This window comes from Acinetobacter sp. 161(2023), assembly GCF_037027805.1.
Taxonomy (GTDB): Bacteria; Pseudomonadota; Gammaproteobacteria; order Pseudomonadales; family Moraxellaceae; genus Acinetobacter.
This window is the reverse complement of the sequence record NZ_JAZEYD010000015.1, coordinates 91900-109228: the sequence shown is the minus strand read 5'-3', so window position 1 is coordinate 109228 and position 17329 is coordinate 91900. Positions and strand designations below refer to the sequence as shown.

Here is a 17329-nt window from a genome sequence, read left to right as displayed (position 1 = left end):
AGATTACAAACTAAATAATTGAACAATCACAACATCAATCGCTTTAATAGCAATGAACGGTAGAACCACACCACCCACCCCATAAATCAACATATTTCGACGTAATAACTGAGTTGCAGTTGAAGGTTTAAACTTCACGCCTCGAAGTGCGATTGGAATTAATAGCGGGATAATAATCGCGTTAAAAATTAATGCAGATAAAATCGCGCTGCTTGGACTTGCTAAATGCATCACATTCAATACTTGCATTTGTGGAATCGCAGCAGCGAACAATGCAGGTAAGATGGCAAAGTATTTAGAGACGTCGTTTGCTAACGAAAATGTTGTTAAAGCACCACGGGTAATCAGCTGCTGTTTACCAATCTCAACCACAGCAAGCAGTTTGGTTGGGTCAGAGTCTAAATCGACCATATTACCGGCTTCTTTTGCAGCTTGTGTACCCGAGTTCATGGCTAGACCAATATCAGCCTGTGCTAAGGCTGGTGCATCATTGGTTCCGTCACCGACCATTGCAACCAAACGACCTTGTTGTTGTTCGGTGCGAATACAAGCCAATTTGTCTTCTGGTTTTGCTTCGGCAATATAGTCATCTACACCAGCTTCAGCAGCAATCGCAGCAGCAGTTAATGGGTTATCACCCGTTACCATAACGGTTTTAATACCCATTTCTCTTAAACGTGCAAAACGTTCTTTAATGCCGTGTTTAATTACATCTGAAAGCTCAATCACACCCAATACATGATGTTGATTTGCTACGACTAATGGTGTTGCACCTTTTTTAGCAACTTGTTCAACACGTGCTTTTAACTCTAAATCTTGAGAATAATCTTCATCTACAAACTTCAAGATTGCATCTAAAGCACCTTTACGAATTTGATCACCATTCTGTAAATTCACACCAGAAATTCGAGTTGAAGCACTAAAAGAGATAAATTCGGCTTGTTCAGGTTCTTGCTGTTTTAAACCTTGCTCTTTTGCTAACTTAACAATCGACTTCCCTTCTGGTGTTGGGTCTGCAAGTGAACTTACCCAAGCAGCGGCTCTTAATTCAGACTCACTTACGGAAGTTAACGGATAAAATGAGGTTGCTTGACGGTCACCATAAGTAATGGTTCCTGTTTTATCGAGTAAAAGCACATCAATGTCGCCCGCAACTTCTACAGCTTTACCTGATTTTGCCAAGACATTGGCTTTGAGAGCACGGTTCATACCCGCAATCCCAATCGCAGGTAACAAGCCTCCAATGGTTGTTGGAATTAAGCAGACCAACAGTGCCACGAGTACAACTGGATCAAGCTCAATATGCAAATAATGAGCAATAAATGGCAGGCTAATCACCACAATTAAAAACGTGAGTGTCATCACCATTAACAAGAAGCCAAGTGCAATCTCGTTCGGTGTTTTCTGACGATTTGAGCCTTCAACCAAAGCAATCATACGGTCTAAGAAACTTTGGCCAGACTCAGCAGTGATTTGTACAATAATACGATCTGTAAGGACTTTAGTCCCGCCAATAACACCCGAACGGTCAGTTCCAGCTTCACGTAGCACAGGTGCCGACTCACCTGTAACAGCCGATTCATTAATAGTGGCAAAGCCTTCTACAATTTCACCATCAGCTGGAACAAGCTCACCGGCATGAACTTCAATGAAATCATTTAAATGAAGTTGGGTAGCTGGAACTTGAGTAGTTTGACGATCAACCAAAGAATTAAGTCTTCGAGCTGTTAAGTTTTCCCTTGCTGCACGCAATGAAGATGCCTGTCCACGACCTCTAGCCTCAGCAACCGCTTCAGCATAGTTAGCAAATAAAATTGTAATAAACAAAATTGCTGTGACGACCAAACCAAACACCAGTGTGGCATATCCCATTAAGGTACTTAGCGCAGTAATTACTGTTCCAAGCCATACAATTGCCATAACTGGATTTTTAATTGCATGCTGGGGTAGCAATTTCACAAAAGCATTTTTCCAAACTTCAAAAGTTGGTACTGCCACAGTTGTTTTATGGCTATTTACATGAGTTTGTGTATTCATTTTCACTCGCCTCCTTAGCCTTTAACCAACAAAAGTTGATCGGCAATTGGCCCAAGGACAAGAACTGGCATAAATTGTAATAAGGTAAGCAACACAACAATCGTAATCAGGGTTAGCGCAAAGGTTGGTGTTTCAACCTGAAGACTACCTGTTGTTTCGGGTGCTTTTCTTTTTGCTGCTAAACGTGTCGCAATCATTAATGGCAAAATTAATGCTGGGAAGCGTCCTAAAATAAGTGCAATGCTACAAGTGACATTCCACCAGACTGTAGTATTTTTAAGGCCTGCAAAACCTGAACCATTGTTGGCAAATGCAGAGACATATTCATAGAACACTTGGGTAATACCATGTGGTCCTGGGTTTGTGATGCCTGATAAGCCCGGAATGCTGACACTTAAAGCAGTAAAAGCAAGAATAGTGAGAGGCTGAATTAAGATAATAATTGCGAGTAACTTGATTTCAGCGGCTTCAATTTTGCGTCCAAACAACTCAGGTGTACGACCTGTCATTAAACCTGCAATGAATACTGCAAGTAACAGGTAAACCATAAACTGTTGCAGACCACAGCCTACACCACCCCAAATGGCATTAATCAACATGTTAATGAGTTCGACTAAACCAGTCAGTGGTGCAGCAGAATCATGCATCATATTGACCGAACCATTATTCACTTGAGTGGTAAGCGCAGCCCAAACTGCTGATGATGCTGGTCCAAATCGTTGCTCTTTACCTTCCATTACGGCAATTTGAGTTGCTGTAGATGACATGCTTTCAGACCAGACAGCCGCCGCACCTGAAATAACCGACATTAAAAGCATGCTACCAAACACAAAGTAGGCAAATTTTTTACGCTGGGTAAAATGCCCGACCATAAAAATCACGGTGATTGGAATGAGTAAAATCGCGAGCATTTCCAAGAAGTTAGATAGTGGCGTTGGATTTTCTAAAGGTGCAGCACTATTTGGACCATACCAGCCCCCACCGTTACTACCCAATTGCTTAATCGCTACCATTGGCGCAACTGGCCCTAAAGGAATTTTTTGAGTTTGAACTGTATTGGCTTTATCAATCAGCTGTACTTCAGGCCCGCCCTGAAAAGTTGCTGGTACACCTTGGCTATTGAGCAACAATGACCAAACAAAACAAAGGGGAAGCAAAAAACGGACTGTAGGGCGAATTACATCTACCCAATAGTTACCAATTAAAATTTGATCTGGCTGCTCGGCAACATCGGCTGCAATATGGCTTGGACGTTGATAGAAGAAAGCTCTTAAAGTCGCGACCACCAAAGCCAGCCCCATCATTGGAGTAATGACTTGTAAACCTACAATACCTGTCATTTGCGACAAATAAGATAACTGAGCTTGGCCAGAATAATGCTGTTGGTTCGTATTTGTTAAAAATGAAATAGTCGTGTGTAATGCTAAATCCCAGCTCATGTTTGGTGCATGATTTGGGTTTAATGGTAGCCATGCTTGTGTCATGAAAATAGCGAAAACGGCTACAGCTAGAAAGACACAACTAACAACAAATGCTAAAGAATATTGTTTCCAGTTCATTTGTTGTTGTGGAGATATACCTAACAAGCGATAAACAGGATTTTCAATCCAACGAAATAATCCATCACCCCACATCGGCTGATTTGCCATCACTTTGGATAGATATTTACTCAGGCACCATGCTAGAAAAATAGCAATAAATAAAACAAGTATAAGTTCTAACATGGCTATTCTCCTTTATGTTCCTTGGCTTGATTTGCCAAACTGGAAATAAGGAGAGATGAAGAAATATCATTTGTTTTAAGTCCGCATAAGACTATGCCAGACTGATGCAAGATGCGCATTTGAGAATTTATAAGCATCTTTATTGTCCTGAAATAACACTAATTTAGTGAATTTCAGTATGGGTAAAATGCTCGTAAATTCTCTATTGAGGAACTCAAAGACCGCGTAAATTTTGCGTAAAATCTAGTTTGAAAGGCTCTAAAATTTAAAGTTAACGACTGGATAAAGCGTGTTATCAGCCTTTAAAGTCTTACAATGCCAAAGCTCATATAAAGGGATTTTTACATCGAGTGCTAAAGGTAGTTTTTTAGAATTAAATTGCATATGGTCCAGATCATTTCCCCATGCGATCAAATCTATATCTAAAGAAATATGATGTGATGGACGAACACGTCCAGAATCTTTCTCAAGTTTTTTTAGAAAAGACTCAATTTGTTCACAGGTTAAAGTACTTTTTAATAGACATGCTGAATTCCAGTAATCATCTCCAATACCATCTCGGCATGGAATTTGATAAACAGATGAAAACTGCACTTTCCCCAAAGTTGCCAATTGCGTATAAGCAAAAGTAAAGTGCTGATCTGCGTCTAAATTACTCGCTAGAGCGAGCGCAAAAATTGTTTCTGGTGCGTTCAAGACGAATTCCTACAGCATTAGCTTCTGCAATGATGGCGGGCTTACGGATGGTTATGGTAATTTTTTCAATTGTTGGAAAGGTTTCAAACAAGCATTGCAAAACGAGATGGGCTGCATGCTCGATTAATTCAGGTTTGGCTTGCTGAATTGTTTGAGCCGATAACTCACAAATCTGAGCATAGTTGAGTGTGTCCTCAAGCTTGTCAGACTCTGCAGCTCGGCTCAAATCATTATGGATGATCAAATCCAACATTAAAGGTTGAATAATTTGTCTTTCCCAGTTGAAACAGCCAATCACTGTCTCAACCTTCAAGCCTTCAATAATAATGGCATCCATAAATTTAAACTGACCTTAGTGCTTTAACAACGAAGCAGGTTCCATATTTTGAACCATTTTCAAACGCTGGTCTGCATAAATATCAGTATATGGTGCGAGTACGCGCATAAAACGATCGAAATAAAGCATTTGCTTAAATAATAAAGCAAAATCTCGAGGGAATTTAATACCGTGGCGCTCACCAACCCCTACCATATCCATCATAATGTCATTTAAATCAGCTGGATTTGAAGCCAAAATCTGTTGAGGGTCAGACATTAATACGCCATTAAACAAGCGCTCTAAATCTTGTGCCAATACATCAACATCAACTTTGTTATGAGTCATGCCCATTTTCAGCATGTTTTCAGCCATTGCCTGATAATCAGTTTTTTGCAATGCATCCATAAAGGCCATACACGCTGTCCAGACTTCTGGGTTTAGCTGCCCTACAATACCAAAATCGATAAAACCAATTCGACCATCTTCAAGCAACATTAGGTTTCCAGCATGTAAATCCGCATGGAAACTCTTACATAACATTAGGCTACCGAACCACGTATTCATGGCAGTAATCAGTACTTGTGATGGATCTTTGGCATATTGTTTTACAACACTAAAATCTGTCAAAGACACACCGTATAGGCGTTGCATGGTTAAAACACGGCGTGTAGAAAACTGATGGTAAACTTTAGGTGCAGTGGCTGCTTTGTTTTGTGAAATATTTAAATATTCAACAAAATCATCTAAGTTCTGTGCTTCTTCAATGAAATCAACTTCGCGAACCATACGGCTTTTAATTTCATCGACAATTTCAGAAAGTGCAGCAAATTTGATTTTAGGTACGACACGTTCAAGCAATTTGGCAGCCCAATGCACTACACTTAAGTCGGTATATAAAATAGTTTCCACACCAGGCTTTTGTACTTTAATAACAACATCTTCGCCTGTAATCAGTTTAGCTGCATGAACCTGAGCAATTGATGCAGAAGCTAATGGTTTTTCATCAATATAGCTAAAAATCTGATTTAAATCGCGCCCTTCAAACTCAGATGCAAGTACACCTTGAACATAGCTAAATGGCAGTGTTGGTGTCTGGTCTAAACACCCTTGAAATTCTTCTACATATTCACGAGGGAAAAGCGATGGAGTACTTGCAATAAACTGACCAAGCTTAATATAAGTTGAGCCAAGCGACTCAAAAGTCTCTCGCATGAGTTTGGCATTACTTGGTTTTTCAGTTGCGTATTTAATTCCAGCTTTGGCCGCAACCACTGCTGTTTCACCAATGCGGGCGACGGAACGTAGCCCATCAAACAAAATATTTTTTTTCATATTTCTTCAAAACCAAATCATTCAGGTTGAGTGTAGCAAATTTTATTTCATTTACTGTTTAGCTTGCCTGACAAAGTGGGCAATTTACATCTTTATCAAAACTAACAATACGTTGTGTCATGTTTAATCCATCCCACAATAATAGTTTCTGCTTTAAAGGTACACGATTTAACCCTAAATATAGCAAAGTGTGATGTGCTTGTAATGACGCTATCATTACAGGAGTAGTTGCAAGTACCCCCGATTCTGCACAGCGTAGCCCTTCATTGGCATGTGATTCTTTTGGAAAAAGACATTCATAGCAAGCTGAATCGCCTTCAACCATAAACATTTGTGCTTGAAAACCAATTGCTGAAGCACTAATTAATGCGACCTGATGTTTCTTGCAAGCTGCATTTACTAAATAGCGAGTTGTAAAATTATCACATCCATCTAATACCACATCTTGATGTTCAACAAGTCTATCAATGTTATGTTCGTCTAAACGTTCGTTATAGTATTCAACACAGATATAAGGGTTAATTTTCTGTAAACGTTTAGCCAAAATTTCTGCTTTATAACGTCCAATATCTTCATGGCCAAATGCGATCTGTCGTTGTAAATTACTTATCTCGATTGTATCTGCATCAATCAGTGTAATTTTCCCAACACCTGCTCGCGCAAGTAGCTCTGCACTGCTACAGCCTATGCCACCAGCACCTACAATCAGCACATTAGCAAGTTTGAGTTTTTCCTGAGCTTCAATATCCCATCCATCAAGTAAAATCTGACGGCTATAGAGATGCATTTCTTCATCACTTAACTCTACAAAATCGATATCTTGAAGCTCGGTCACGCGTTAATCCTTTCACTTAGAAGCGAAATGATTTTATGACTAAGTTCGTCATTATGAAAGCTATAAAATAGAAACAACTTTTTTATTCTAATAAAGCTTATTTACTCACATTGCATCTATCAAGCTTTCTGCAACAATAGAAATATCTATTTTCTTTATTACTTAGGCTAAATATGACGCAATCATATATTGCACCTGTAGAGTTAGAAAAAGCTTATCGTTTGTTAAATCATGGTCCAACTGTGCTTGTTTCTGCACAACATGGTGACGACCGCAATGTAATGGCTGCCGCTTGGGCATGTGCCTTAGAACTCACACCTGCAAAGGTGACCGTTGTTCTCGACAAAAGCACTAAAACCCGACAGCTCGTTGAACAAAGTGGCTATTTCACACTACAAGTTCCCTGCTATGCACAGCTCAATATGACTCATCAACTTGGGACAATTAGTAAATTAGATGACCCACAAAAACTTGAGCATTGTGGAGCTGAGTTATTTTATCAAGAAGGTCTTACCAGCCCGCTTGTATCAGGTTGCATTGCATGGCTTGTCTGTAAACTTATTCCCGAGCCTCATAATCAATCTGCTCATGACTTATTTATTGGTTCTGTTGTGGGTGCATGGGCAGATAGCCGCGTTTTTAGAGATGGGCACTGGCATTTTCAAGATGCACCGAAAGAACTTCGAAGCTTGCATTATATTGCTGGAGGAACCTTTTATTTAATTGGTGAAGAAGTCAAAGCTCAGCTTTAATCATCAAAAAAACTAGCTTTATTTAACTTTCTGAATTGTATTGAATCAGACTCAAACCAGACAATTTCTATTGCAAAAAACCGCAATTGTTATGCGGTTTTTTGCAGTCAATTCCATAATTTAAAAAACTAATACTTCAATTGAGAGTACTTCACGAATCATCATTAAAAGTTCTTATTATTTTGCTGCCATGCGAATTGCACCATCTAGACGGATGACTTCACCATTTAAATATGAGTTTTCAGCAATATGTCCAACTAAACGGGCAAATTCTTCAGGTTTTCCTAAACGAGATGGATATGGCACCATTTGTCCCAAAGCATCTTGAACATTTTGTGGCATGCCCATAAGCATAGGAGTTTCCATAATTCCTGGCGCAATGGTCATAATACGAATAGCATGGCGCGCAAGCTCACGAGCAATCGGCAATGTCATGGCAACAATAGCACCTTTAGATGCTGAATAAGCTGCCTGACCAATTTGACCGTCAAATGCTGCAACAGAAGCGGTGTTTACAATTACACCACGGTCTTCTTCACCTGTTTCAACCGTGTTTTTACTCATCGCATCTGCTGCAAAACGCAGCATGTTAAATGTACCTGTGACATTAATTTGCAGTGTTTTTGAAAATAACGCTAAATCATGAACGCCCTCACGGCCAACTACTTTTGCAGAAGGGCCAATACCCGCACAGTTAACCAAACCATGTAAACGACCATGTTTCACCAAAACATCATTAAAGAACTGCTCAGCAGCAGCTTCATCGGTTACATCAAGTTTTACGAAGTCAGCTTTTGTCCCTAATTGTTTTACTTGCTGCTCGCCTGCTTCTACATTCATGTCGACCAATGTGACTGAAGCACCTTGCTTTACCAAATACTCAGCTGTAGCAGCACCTAAACCAGAGCCACCACCTGTAATCACGAAATGTTTCCCTTGAATTTTCATTATTTACTATCCTATAGAAATGTTCTTTAACTTTAGTTGTGAGAGTAAAAGTTGTTGTTTTCCGATACAATTTCAAAAAGCCTCAAAATGCTTGCAGCTTTTGATCAATCCAAATTTTAAATATGAAATATTTCACTTGAAATATATGAAGAAAATATGAGTCTTTGACATGGTTGTCCAATCTTCTTTAAGTAAAGGCACAATTTCGATTGCACTAGTACATGAAGCACTGAGTGCGGCTTATACCAAAGGCCTAAATACACAAACAATTCTAAATAAAGCAGGCATCCCCGCTGAATTACTGATGTCTCCAAAGGCTCGAGTACCTGTTACGACATATGCCCAATTATGGATAGAGCTTGCCAATGCCATGAACGACGAGTTTTTTGGTATGGATAGTCATCCCATGCGTCGAGGTAGTTATAAATTCTTGACTAAACTTGTCAGTACGGCCGAAACTTTAGAAAAAGCACTCTACGATATTTTGAAGTTTTTTAATTTTGTGCTTGATGATATACAGGGAGAATTAATACGAGATCAAGAAAAAGCTTATTTGGTGATTCATGATCGTGAACAACCTAAACGCATGTTTACCTATGCAACCTTTTTAATATTAGTACACGGACTTATGTGCTGGTTAATAGACCAACGAATTGGCTTAAATAGTATTAGAGTACGTTGTCCTAAACCGAACGATATTCAGGACTATTTAGTACGTTTTGGTGGAGACATTCAGTTTAATGCCAAGACAAATCAAGTTGAATTCGATGCCCACTATCTAGATATTAGAATTAAAAAAGATAAAAAAGCACTTTATGATTTTTTAGAGCAAACTCCGCAAAATCTTTTAGTCCGCTTTAAAAATGAAAATGCACTGAGCCTTCTTATTCGTCGTCACTTATTGAAACTTCACCCTGCCCAATGGCCCGAACTCAAAGACGTTGCTCAGCAACTCAATATTTCTGAAGCTACAGTTCAACGCCGACTGAAACATGAAGGTGTCAGCTACCAGCAAATTAAAAATGAAATTCGCTGTGATATTGCTGTTGAACGTTTAAGTAAAACCAACGATTCAATTCAAGAGATTAGTGAAGATTTAAGCTTCCAAGACCCAAGCGCCTTCCATCGTGCCTTTAAAAAATGGACTGGTGTCAGCCCAGGTGCTTATCGAAATAATTTAACTGCACACAAGCAATAATATAAATATCACAAGCTTAAAAATAATGCTTAAGCTTATGATATTTATATCTTTTAAATTCAAAATTTCAGCTAAGTGCATTACTTGAAACTTAATAATTACTATAGAAACAGCTATTTATAATTTTATCTAACCTTTTATCTTTCAATCTGATTTATAAATCAAAATAACTAAGTTTGTAAGCCACCAAACGCGTGAAAGGATAATCTCTTATTTCATTTCGGTTCTATTTTTATCATGTCTTTAAAATCAAAATTTTCTTTATCAAAGACTTTGTTGGCATCAACATTGGGGTTTGTATTTGCTTCATCTGCTTTTGCAGCAGTTCCGACTACACTTAAACTTGATTACGCTTACTATGCACCAACCAGTTTAGTCGTCAAAGATCAAAAACTTCTTGAGAAAGCATTTCCAAATACTCAAATTAAATGGGTTTTTAGTCAAGGCAGCAATCGCTCATTAGAATACCTTAATAGTAACAGCATCGATTTTGCGTCTACCGCTGGATTAGCAGCTGTATTAAGCCGAGCAAATGGTAGCCCAATTAAAACTGTGTATGTACAAAGCCAACCGGAATGGACCGCCCTTGTTGTTGCAAAAGACTCACCTATTAAAAGCCTAAAAGACTTAAAAGGTAAGAAAATTGCAGCCACCAAAGGCACAGACCCTTTCTTATTTACACTACAAGCGCTAGACACAGTAGGTTTGAGTAAACGCGATGTACAGCTGGTTCATTTACAACACCCAGATGGAAAAACTGCATTAGAACGCGGTCAAGTAGATGCTTGGGCTGGACTTGATCCTTTAATGGCTTCAGCTCAAATTCAATCGGGTGCCAAATTGCTATATCGCAACGTTGGATTTAATAGCTATAGCGTACTGAGTGTTAAAGAAGATTTTGCAAAGCAAAGCCCTGAAGCGGTAGAAGCTGTTATTAAAGCCTACGAACAAGCCCGAAAATGGGCAAAAGCCAATCCAGATAAAGTGGCAGCACTTTTAGCTCAAGAATCAAAACTTCCTTTACCTGTAGCTAAGCTACAACTGAGCCGAACCAATTTTGATCAAAGCATTCCATCGGCAACTCAAGCACAAGCGCTAAAACGTTCTGGGAAAATTTTGACTGAAGAAGACTTAGTTAGAAAAGGCACCAACATCAATCAAGTGGTTGATCAGTTGTTAGACCCTCGTTTTGCTCAAAAAGTCGCGAAATAGGTTATGAGTAATTCCATTAACAAAGCTGAGCTAAATCATTTCTTAGCTCAGCAAGCTTTAAAATCGCAGAAAAAGCATTTAAACAATAGATTTACACGTTGGTTTAAAGCGCTACTCATTCCACTCATCTTTTTGGGGGCTTGTGAATTTTTAGTCAGAAATGGCTATATCGATGCTTATCTACTCCCTGCACCTTCTAGTTTATGGCAATCTTTTTTAGATTTAGCTCATAGTGACCTATTTGCCCATATTTATATTAGTACATGGCGTGTTTTAGTAGGTTTCATTATAGGGAGTGGTTTAGGGTTATTTTTTGCGATTTGGGTTGGATTAAGTAAAGAAGCCGAAGCTTATTTGGAACCAACTTTTTCAGCAATTAAATCAATTCCAAGTCTTGCATGGATTCCATTATTGCTGCTTTGGTTAGGAATTGATGAGGGTTCAAAACTTACATTGATTGCAATCGGAGCTTTTTTTCCAACCTATACCAATACAGTTGCAGCGATTCATAACGTAGATAGAAAACTGATTGAAGTTGGAAAAGTTTATCGGCTCAATGGTTTTCAACGCATTGTATCTATTATTTTACCGGCAGCATCTCCTGGAGTTTTAACCGGTTTACGTAACAGCTTAAGCTTATCTTGGATGTTTATGATTGCAGCTGAACTGATTGCAGCCACTCAAGGAATTGGCTATTTACTCAGTGATGGTCGAGAAACGTCTCGACCAGATATTGTTATCATTGCAATTATTTTACTGGCCCTATTGGGTAAAGTAACCGATACTTTAATGAAACTTATAGAAAACTGGTTATTACGTTGGCGTGATACGCTACAAAAGTAATTTTAAATCCAGCATGCCAAAGTGACTCGATCATTTTGGCCATAGTCTTGAATGGTTTTAATTTGGCTAAAACCATGCTCTGTGAAAATATCTCGAACAGCTTGTCCCTGATCATAACCATGCTCTAGTGCAATCCAGCCTTGTGGTTTTAACCAGTTTTTCCCTTGAGCAATAATAATTTCGATATCAGCCAGTCCCTGATGATCTGCAACCAATGCACGGCGTGGTTCTGTTACCAAAGCTTGCATGTGTTCATCTTCAGGGTCAATGTACGGCGGATTAGAAACAATTAAATCAAATTTTTGTGGCTCTAGTGCTTCAAACCACGCGCCGCAAGCGAATTTTACACGTTGCAAATTATGAGCTAGTGCATTTTCTTTTGCCACTTCTAAAGTAGGCGCATAAATATCAGTTGCTGTGACGAACCAAGCTGGATGTTCACTTGCTAACGCAAGCGCAATAGCTCCAGTACCTGTTCCCAAATCAACAATATTTGCAGTATTTGGCAAATTTAGATTTAAAACAGTTTCAACTAAAACTTCAGTATCCGGACGTGGCACTAAAGTATCAGGTGTTACTTTTAAATCGAGCGTCCAAAATGGCTGTGAACCCGTTACATAAGCTAAAGGCTCACCATTTTGAATACGCTCAACACCAACTACATAGTCTTGCTCTTGTTGAGCTGTTAACTCTTGCTCAAGTTTGAACTTTAATTCAAGCGAATTAATTTTTAGAAAATGCTCAAGTAACCAAGCATTTTCCTGTCGTTCATAACTGTCAGGCTCACCACGAATTGCAAGCGCTTGAGCAATATTCATTAGCCGCCATTTTCCTGTGCAAGCATCGCAAGCTGATCTGCCTGATATTCGCGATGTAAGCTATCAAGTAATTCAGTTAAATCACCTTCCATAATCGCGTCTAACTTATATAAAGTTAGGTTAATACGGTGGTCAGTCATACGACCTTGCGGATAGTTATAAGTACGGATACGCTCAGAACGGTCACCAGAACCAACTAAATCACGGCGCATTTCAGAAGTTGCTGCATCAGCTGCCGCACGTTTTGCATTTTCTAAACGTGATACTAACAAGGCCATCGCTTTGGCTTTGTTTTTATGCTGCGAACGTTCTTCTTGGCACTCAACTACTGTACCTGTTGGAATGTGGGTAATACGTACTGCCGAATCAGTTTTGTTAATGTGCTGACCACCTGCACCAGATGCACGGTAAGTATCAATACGTAAATCTGCTGGGTTAATCTCGACATTTGTATCAACATCAATCTCAGGCAAAATAGCAACTGTACAAGCTGAAGTATGCACACGGCCTTGTGACTCAGTCGCTGGAACACGTTGCACACGATGCGCACCACTTTCAAATTTTAAGCGACCATATACTCCATCACCGTCCACACGGCAAATGACTTCTTTAAAACCGCCATGCTCACCTTCATTTTCAGAAAGTACTTCAATACGCCAATTTTGTGTCTCGGCATATTTACTGTACATGCGGAATAAGTCACCAGAGAAAATTGCAGCCTCATCACCACCGGTTCCGGCACGAATTTCTAAATAAGCTGCATTAGAGTCGTTTGGATCTTTTGGAATCATCAAAATATTGAGCTGGCTTTCTAATTCTCCAAGCAAATCTCTATTCGCTTGAATTTCTTCTTCTGCCATATCTTTAAAGTCAGGATCAGACTTCATCATTTCAGCAGTTTCAATATCTTCTTCTGCTTGACGGTATTTGCCCCAAACTTCGGTAATTTCAGATAAATCACTATGTTCACGAGACAATTTACGGAAACGTTTGTTATCGGTGATGACTTCCACATCTGCAAGCAATGCGGTAAGTTCTTCATGTCGATCACAGAGTTGATCAAGTCGTAAACGGAGTGACGCTTTCATAAGAGGAAATATCTCAAAAGTCCAGAAAGCTTATCAAATGCTATGTAAATAGAAGATAAGCAAAATCGTAAAAATAGCGCATAGTTTACAGATTATGCTGCTTAAATGACATATATAATCAGCCAATTCATCAACTTTCACTATAAATAGTGACTTATCAATATAATGATTTCAGATGAGATTTGCAGGTCACTCACATCCCTTCTCTTTACTTTATGCACAACAAAAACATATGTCTTCTGCGACAAGAGCTTTGATCAATTTTCTTTGTTCAGATCGAGAGTAATCAACTCATTAAAATTAAATAAGACTCATATTTTTTTATATGGGTATTAAATATTCTATTTTAATAGAAAACATACAAACCAGACACTAAACTACAATAATGAATGGATGGTTCTCCATATTTTAAGAAATGTGTTTTGTTACATTTGCCGTAACAAAAGATATTAGGGTCCTGCTGCTAAGGACACGGAGTAAAAAATGAAATTAAATGCTTGGTTATGTAGCGCTGTTTTAGCAACTTCTATGGTTACTGTAGCACATGCTGACAATACAACACATGTAGCAGCTGCTTCTGCTTTAGGTAGTGTTGCTGGTACTGCAATTGGTAAAAGCATGGGTGGTACATCTGGCGCGACAATTGGTGCTGCTTTAGGTGGTGCTGGTGGTGCAGCAGTTGCAAGTGACCGTCGTCACCGTACAGAATCTGCAATTGGCGGTGGTTTAGGCGGTGGTGCTGGTTATACCGTTGGTAAAAGCATGGGCGGTACAAATGGCGGTTATGTCGGTGCTGCTTTAGGTGCTGCAGGTGGTGGTGCTTTAGGTAATAAACTTTCTAAAGACCGTGATGCTGATCGATCTTCTAGACACTGGAAGAAAAAACACCGTCATCATCACTAATCAAATTTGATGAAACAATTAAGCACCTTCGGGTGCTTTTTTATTAGGGCTAACAAATACTCACCGCCTCTCTTTTGCTCATGATTTATCCATAGATTAATACAAACAATACAAACAGACACAAAACTATCGTATCGCCTTTGGGGTTCTCCATAATTATCACGAAATTTTTGATTACATTTATCTCAAGATAAAAATACCGTCCTTCTCAATAAAAAAGGACATGGAGCTGCAAGATGAAAATGAATATTTGGTTAGCTAGTGCATTAATTGCAACATCATCTATGGTGTCAGTTGCGCATGCAGACAATGGTACCCGTGTAGCGGCAACTTCTGCATTAGGTAGTGTGGTAGGTACAGCTCTTGGTAGAAGCATGGGTGGTACAACAGGCGCAACAATTGGTGCTGCTTTAGGTGGTGCTGGTGGTGCAGCTGCTGCAAGTGACCGTCGCAACCGTACCGAAGCTGCAATTGGCGGTGCTTTAGGTGGTGGGGCTGGTTATACCGTTGGTAAAAACATGGGCGGTACTAATGGTGGTTACATTGGTGCAGCAGTGGGTGCTGCTGGTGGGTCTGCTTTAGGTCGTAAAGTTGGTCAAGACCGTAACTATGATGATCGTTACGATCGTCGCTATGATCGTGATGACCGTCGTTATGATCGTCACTATAATCGCGAAGACCGTCGTTATGATCGCGATGACCGCGCTTATTATCGTCATGATAATGGCTTACACCGCGGTTGGTATAAACACCACTAATTGATATAAAAACTTAAAAAGCACCCTAACGGTGCTTTTTTCTTTGGGAGTGAGACTTATATCGAAAAAAAACGATATACATCATCCATTTTATATCGTATTATTCCGATATAACGTTTTTTGAGAATATCGCATGCGATCACTTCAAGACACCAAATTTTCAATTTTGGAGCTTGCTCCTATTCGTAATGATAAAACCATCGAGTTTTCGTTACGCCACGCATTAGAGTTAGCACAACATGCAGAGAAACTAGGTTATGAACGTTTCTGGCTTGCAGAACATCACAATATGGATGGAATCGCGAGCTCTGCTACAGCTGTCTTACTCGGTTTTATTGCAGCACATACTCAGCATATTCGTTTAGGTTCAGGCGGCATTATGCTTCCTAACCATGCTCCTTTAGTTGTTGCAGAACAATTTGGAACACTTGCTACTTTATACCCAAATCGTATTGAACTGGGGTTAGGCCGCGCTCCCGGTACAGACCAACTCACCATGCGAGCTTTACGTCGTGGGCATCAAGAAACAGAAGATCAATTTCCAAGAGATGTTGTCGAAATTCTAAAATATTTTGGAGCCCCTCAAGCAGGTCAAAAGATTATTGCAACGCCAGGGCAAAATACATATGTCCCTGTTTGGTTACTTGGATCTAGCCTATTTAGTGCACAATTAGCAGCGAAACTTGGTCTACCCTACTCATTTGCATCACATTTTGCACCACGTATGCTAGGTCAGGCTATTCAACTCTATCGTGAGAACTTTGAGCCTTCTGAGTACTTAGATAAGCCTTACGTTTCTATGGGTGTACCCGTTGTAGTGGCAAATACTGATGAAGAAGCACAGTTTTTAGCAACAAGTGCATATCAACGCGTATTAGGTTTAATTCGCGGCGAAAGCTTAAAGCTTAAACCACCAGTTGAATCAATGCAGGGATTATGGAATACAGCAGAACAGCTTTCTGTTGAAAACTTCTATGCAATGGCACAAATAGGCTCAGTTGAGACTGTACGCACTGGTTTACAAAAGCTTTTAGCGACATACGATGTTGATGAGTTTATTTTTACATGTGATGTATACGATACAGCTAAACGTTTAGAAAGCTTTACACAATTAATGAATGTAAAAACAGAAAATTAAGATTCTGCTACACATGCCCATATTTGAATTGATTTCGAGTATGGGATAACCATCTATCTGAAAAGACTTTACCCCAACTTCCTGCTTGGTTATTTATATTAAAACGATAAAAACATCATGATTGAAAAACCAAAAGGACTTTTGGAAAAATGAGTATTAATATTAAAAATAACGCTTCAAAATCAGTAATTTTTCAAAATACGTCTCAAGATTTTGAAGACTTTGCTGGTCAAGTGATTTCATCTACCTCAATTAAAGAGTTTGATTTTTCACATTCATCAGTTGCGATTATTGGTACAAATCAAGACACCGTGACCCATCTTGAAAAAATTTGCCAACAAGCAAAATTTGTAACTGTATTTCAAATTACGCCTCACTTTATTTTGCCCCACAGTCAAATGAGCACCAATACGTTAATTACTCATCCACTCATTATTAAAAACCGGAGATTATTTAACAATCGAGTAAAAAGTCTTTTGGCCTTACGTTTTCTTGATACTCAGGTTAGTGAAACATGGCTTAAACGCCTTTTAACGCCCAATACTGCAAAAGCCAATAAAACATTCTTTAAATCTGACGACTACTACACCGCCTTGCAAAGATCAAATTGCAAGCTACAAACATGGCCCGTGGTGAAAATTATCCAAACCGCTATTTGTAGTATGGATGGGACACAACACTCTGTTGATGTGATTATTAGAACAACATCTTAAAAATAAAAAAGCATG

17 protein-coding genes and 1 pseudogene are annotated in these 17329 nt (G+C 39.2%); 9 read left to right on the top strand and 9 right to left on the bottom strand.

What is annotated here, in order from left to right; genetic code table 11:
- Window positions 1-3 precede the first annotated feature (3 nt).
- The 6 genes from kdpB to WA249_RS15235 all read right to left on the bottom strand — a co-directional run bounded on the left by kdpB (window position 4) and on the right by WA249_RS15235 (window position 6943).
- A complete protein-coding gene (gene kdpB / locus WA249_RS15260; RefSeq protein WP_336169900.1) occupies window positions 4-2043 on the bottom strand; it encodes a potassium-transporting ATPase subunit KdpB in 2040 nt (679 codons plus the stop codon).
- A gap of 8 nt (window positions 2044-2051) precedes the next feature.
- Window positions 2052-3761: a potassium-transporting ATPase subunit KdpA gene (kdpA, locus tag WA249_RS15255; protein WP_336169899.1), complete on the bottom strand. Its 1710-nt coding sequence runs from the start codon at window positions 3759-3761 to the stop codon at window positions 2052-2054.
- A gap of 258 nt (window positions 3762-4019) precedes the next feature.
- The gene (locus tag WA249_RS15250; protein ID WP_336169898.1) at window positions 4020-4457 is read right to left on the bottom strand and encodes a 2-amino-4-hydroxy-6-hydroxymethyldihydropteridine diphosphokinase; all 438 of its coding nucleotides are present in this window, start codon (window positions 4455-4457) and stop codon (window positions 4020-4022) included.
- Window positions 4414-4794: a dihydroneopterin aldolase gene (gene folB, locus WA249_RS15245; protein WP_336169897.1), complete on the bottom strand. Its 381-nt coding sequence runs from the start codon at window positions 4792-4794 to the stop codon at window positions 4414-4416. The genes WA249_RS15250 and folB overlap by 44 nt, the downstream gene beginning before the upstream one ends.
- 15 nt (window positions 4795-4809) lie before the next feature.
- Window positions 4810-6108 carry an ABC1 kinase family protein gene (locus tag WA249_RS15240; protein ID WP_336169896.1) on the bottom strand — a complete coding sequence of 433 codons (1299 nt, stop codon included), beginning with the start codon at window positions 6106-6108 and terminating at the stop codon, window positions 4810-4812.
- A gap of 58 nt (window positions 6109-6166) precedes the next feature.
- Window positions 6167-6943 (bottom strand): HesA/MoeB/ThiF family protein, encoded by a 777-nt coding sequence (locus tag WA249_RS15235; RefSeq protein ID WP_336169895.1) that lies wholly within the window; start codon window positions 6941-6943, stop codon window positions 6167-6169.
- A 173-nt stretch (window positions 6944-7116) separates the two neighbouring features.
- On the opposite strand from WA249_RS15235, the gene WA249_RS15230 reads away from it, so the two are divergent.
- A complete protein-coding gene (locus WA249_RS15230; RefSeq protein ID WP_336169894.1) occupies window positions 7117-7695 on the top strand; it encodes a flavin reductase family protein in 579 nt (192 codons plus the stop codon).
- Window positions 7696-7872: 177 nt separating this feature from the next.
- Here WA249_RS15230 and WA249_RS15225 read toward each other — a convergent pair whose 3' ends face one another.
- Window positions 7873-8643, bottom strand: a complete 771-nt coding sequence (locus WA249_RS15225) for a 3-hydroxyacyl-CoA dehydrogenase (protein ID WP_336169893.1) — start codon at window positions 8641-8643, stop codon at window positions 7873-7875.
- Window positions 8644-8812: 169 nt separating this feature from the next.
- Here WA249_RS15225 and WA249_RS15220 point away from each other — a divergent pair, with 169 nt between their 5' ends.
- The 3 genes from WA249_RS15220 to WA249_RS15210 all read left to right on the top strand — a co-directional run bounded on the left by WA249_RS15220 (window position 8813) and on the right by WA249_RS15210 (window position 11896).
- The gene (locus tag WA249_RS15220) at window positions 8813-9841 is read left to right on the top strand and encodes an AraC family transcriptional regulator (RefSeq protein WP_336169892.1); all 1029 of its coding nucleotides are present in this window, start codon (window positions 8813-8815) and stop codon (window positions 9839-9841) included.
- A gap of 237 nt (window positions 9842-10078) precedes the next feature.
- Window positions 10079-11053: an aliphatic sulfonate ABC transporter substrate-binding protein gene (locus WA249_RS15215; RefSeq protein ID WP_336169891.1), complete on the top strand. Its 975-nt coding sequence runs from the start codon at window positions 10079-10081 to the stop codon at window positions 11051-11053.
- A 3-nt stretch (window positions 11054-11056) separates the two neighbouring features.
- Window positions 11057-11896 (top strand): ABC transporter permease, encoded by an 840-nt coding sequence (locus tag WA249_RS15210; protein WP_336169890.1) that lies wholly within the window; start codon window positions 11057-11059, stop codon window positions 11894-11896.
- Window positions 11897-11898: 2 nt separating this feature from the next.
- Here the strand turns inward: WA249_RS15210 and prmC are convergent, their stop codons facing one another.
- Together prmC and prfA are read right to left on the bottom strand one after the other, a co-directional pair.
- Entirely contained in the window at window positions 11899-12714 is an 816-nt protein-coding gene (prmC, locus tag WA249_RS15205) for a peptide chain release factor N(5)-glutamine methyltransferase (protein ID WP_336169889.1), read from the bottom strand.
- Window positions 12714-13802, bottom strand: a complete 1089-nt coding sequence (gene prfA, locus WA249_RS15200; protein ID WP_336169888.1) for a peptide chain release factor 1 — start codon at window positions 13800-13802, stop codon at window positions 12714-12716. The genes prmC and prfA overlap by 1 nt, the downstream gene beginning before the upstream one ends.
- A gap of 181 nt (window positions 13803-13983) precedes the next feature.
- Between prfA and WA249_RS15195 the strand changes: the two are divergent.
- From WA249_RS15195 to WA249_RS15175, 5 genes and pseudogenes are all read left to right on the top strand, one after another.
- Window positions 13984-14088, top strand: a pseudogene (locus WA249_RS15195) (LysR family transcriptional regulator); the annotation flags it as partial.
- A 197-nt stretch (window positions 14089-14285) separates the two neighbouring features.
- Complete coding sequence (locus WA249_RS15190; RefSeq protein WP_336169887.1) at window positions 14286-14705, top strand: hypothetical protein; 420 nt, start codon at window positions 14286-14288, stop codon at window positions 14703-14705.
- A gap of 236 nt (window positions 14706-14941) precedes the next feature.
- The gene (locus tag WA249_RS15185) at window positions 14942-15463 is read left to right on the top strand and encodes a hypothetical protein (RefSeq protein WP_336169886.1); all 522 of its coding nucleotides are present in this window, start codon (window positions 14942-14944) and stop codon (window positions 15461-15463) included.
- 133 nt (window positions 15464-15596) lie between these two features.
- Window positions 15597-16601, top strand: a complete 1005-nt coding sequence (locus WA249_RS15180; RefSeq protein WP_336169885.1) for an LLM class flavin-dependent oxidoreductase — start codon at window positions 15597-15599, stop codon at window positions 16599-16601.
- Window positions 16602-16750: 149 nt separating this feature from the next.
- Window positions 16751-17314, top strand: coding sequence for a flavoprotein (locus WA249_RS15175; RefSeq protein WP_336169884.1), 564 nt, complete (start codon window positions 16751-16753; stop codon window positions 17312-17314).
- Window positions 17315-17329 lie beyond the last annotated feature (15 nt).

Bases quoted from the DNA above. Each gene is read 5' to 3' on its own strand.
- kdpA (WP_336169899.1), bottom strand. From the start codon at position 3,761: ATGTTAGAACTTATACTTGTTTTATTTATTGCTATTTTTCTAGCATGG.
- folB (WP_336169897.1), bottom strand. From the start codon at position 4,794: ATGGATGCCATTATTATTGAAGGCTTGAAGGTTGAGACAGTGATTGGC.
- WA249_RS15240 (WP_336169896.1), bottom strand. From the start codon at position 6,108: ATGAAAAAAAATATTTTGTTTGATGGGCTACGTTCCGTCGCCCGCATT.
- WA249_RS15230 (WP_336169894.1), top strand. From the start codon at position 7,117: ATGACGCAATCATATATTGCACCTGTAGAGTTAGAAAAAGCTTATCGT.
- WA249_RS15225 (WP_336169893.1), bottom strand. From the start codon at position 8,643: ATGAAAATTCAAGGGAAACATTTCGTGATTACAGGTGGTGGCTCTGGT.
- WA249_RS15220 (WP_336169892.1), top strand. From the start codon at position 8,813: ATGGTTGTCCAATCTTCTTTAAGTAAAGGCACAATTTCGATTGCACTA.
- WA249_RS15215 (WP_336169891.1), top strand. From the start codon at position 10,079: ATGTCTTTAAAATCAAAATTTTCTTTATCAAAGACTTTGTTGGCATCA.
- WA249_RS15210 (WP_336169890.1), top strand. From the start codon at position 11,057: ATGAGTAATTCCATTAACAAAGCTGAGCTAAATCATTTCTTAGCTCAG.
- prmC (WP_336169889.1), bottom strand. From the start codon at position 12,714: ATGAATATTGCTCAAGCGCTTGCAATTCGTGGTGAGCCTGACAGTTAT.
- prfA (WP_336169888.1), bottom strand. From the start codon at position 13,802: ATGAAAGCGTCACTCCGTTTACGACTTGATCAACTCTGTGATCGACAT.
- WA249_RS15190 (WP_336169887.1), top strand. From the start codon at position 14,286: ATGAAATTAAATGCTTGGTTATGTAGCGCTGTTTTAGCAACTTCTATG.
- WA249_RS15185 (WP_336169886.1), top strand. From the start codon at position 14,942: ATGAAAATGAATATTTGGTTAGCTAGTGCATTAATTGCAACATCATCT.
- WA249_RS15180 (WP_336169885.1), top strand. From the start codon at position 15,597: ATGCGATCACTTCAAGACACCAAATTTTCAATTTTGGAGCTTGCTCCT.
- WA249_RS15175 (WP_336169884.1), top strand. From the start codon at position 16,751: ATGAGTATTAATATTAAAAATAACGCTTCAAAATCAGTAATTTTTCAA.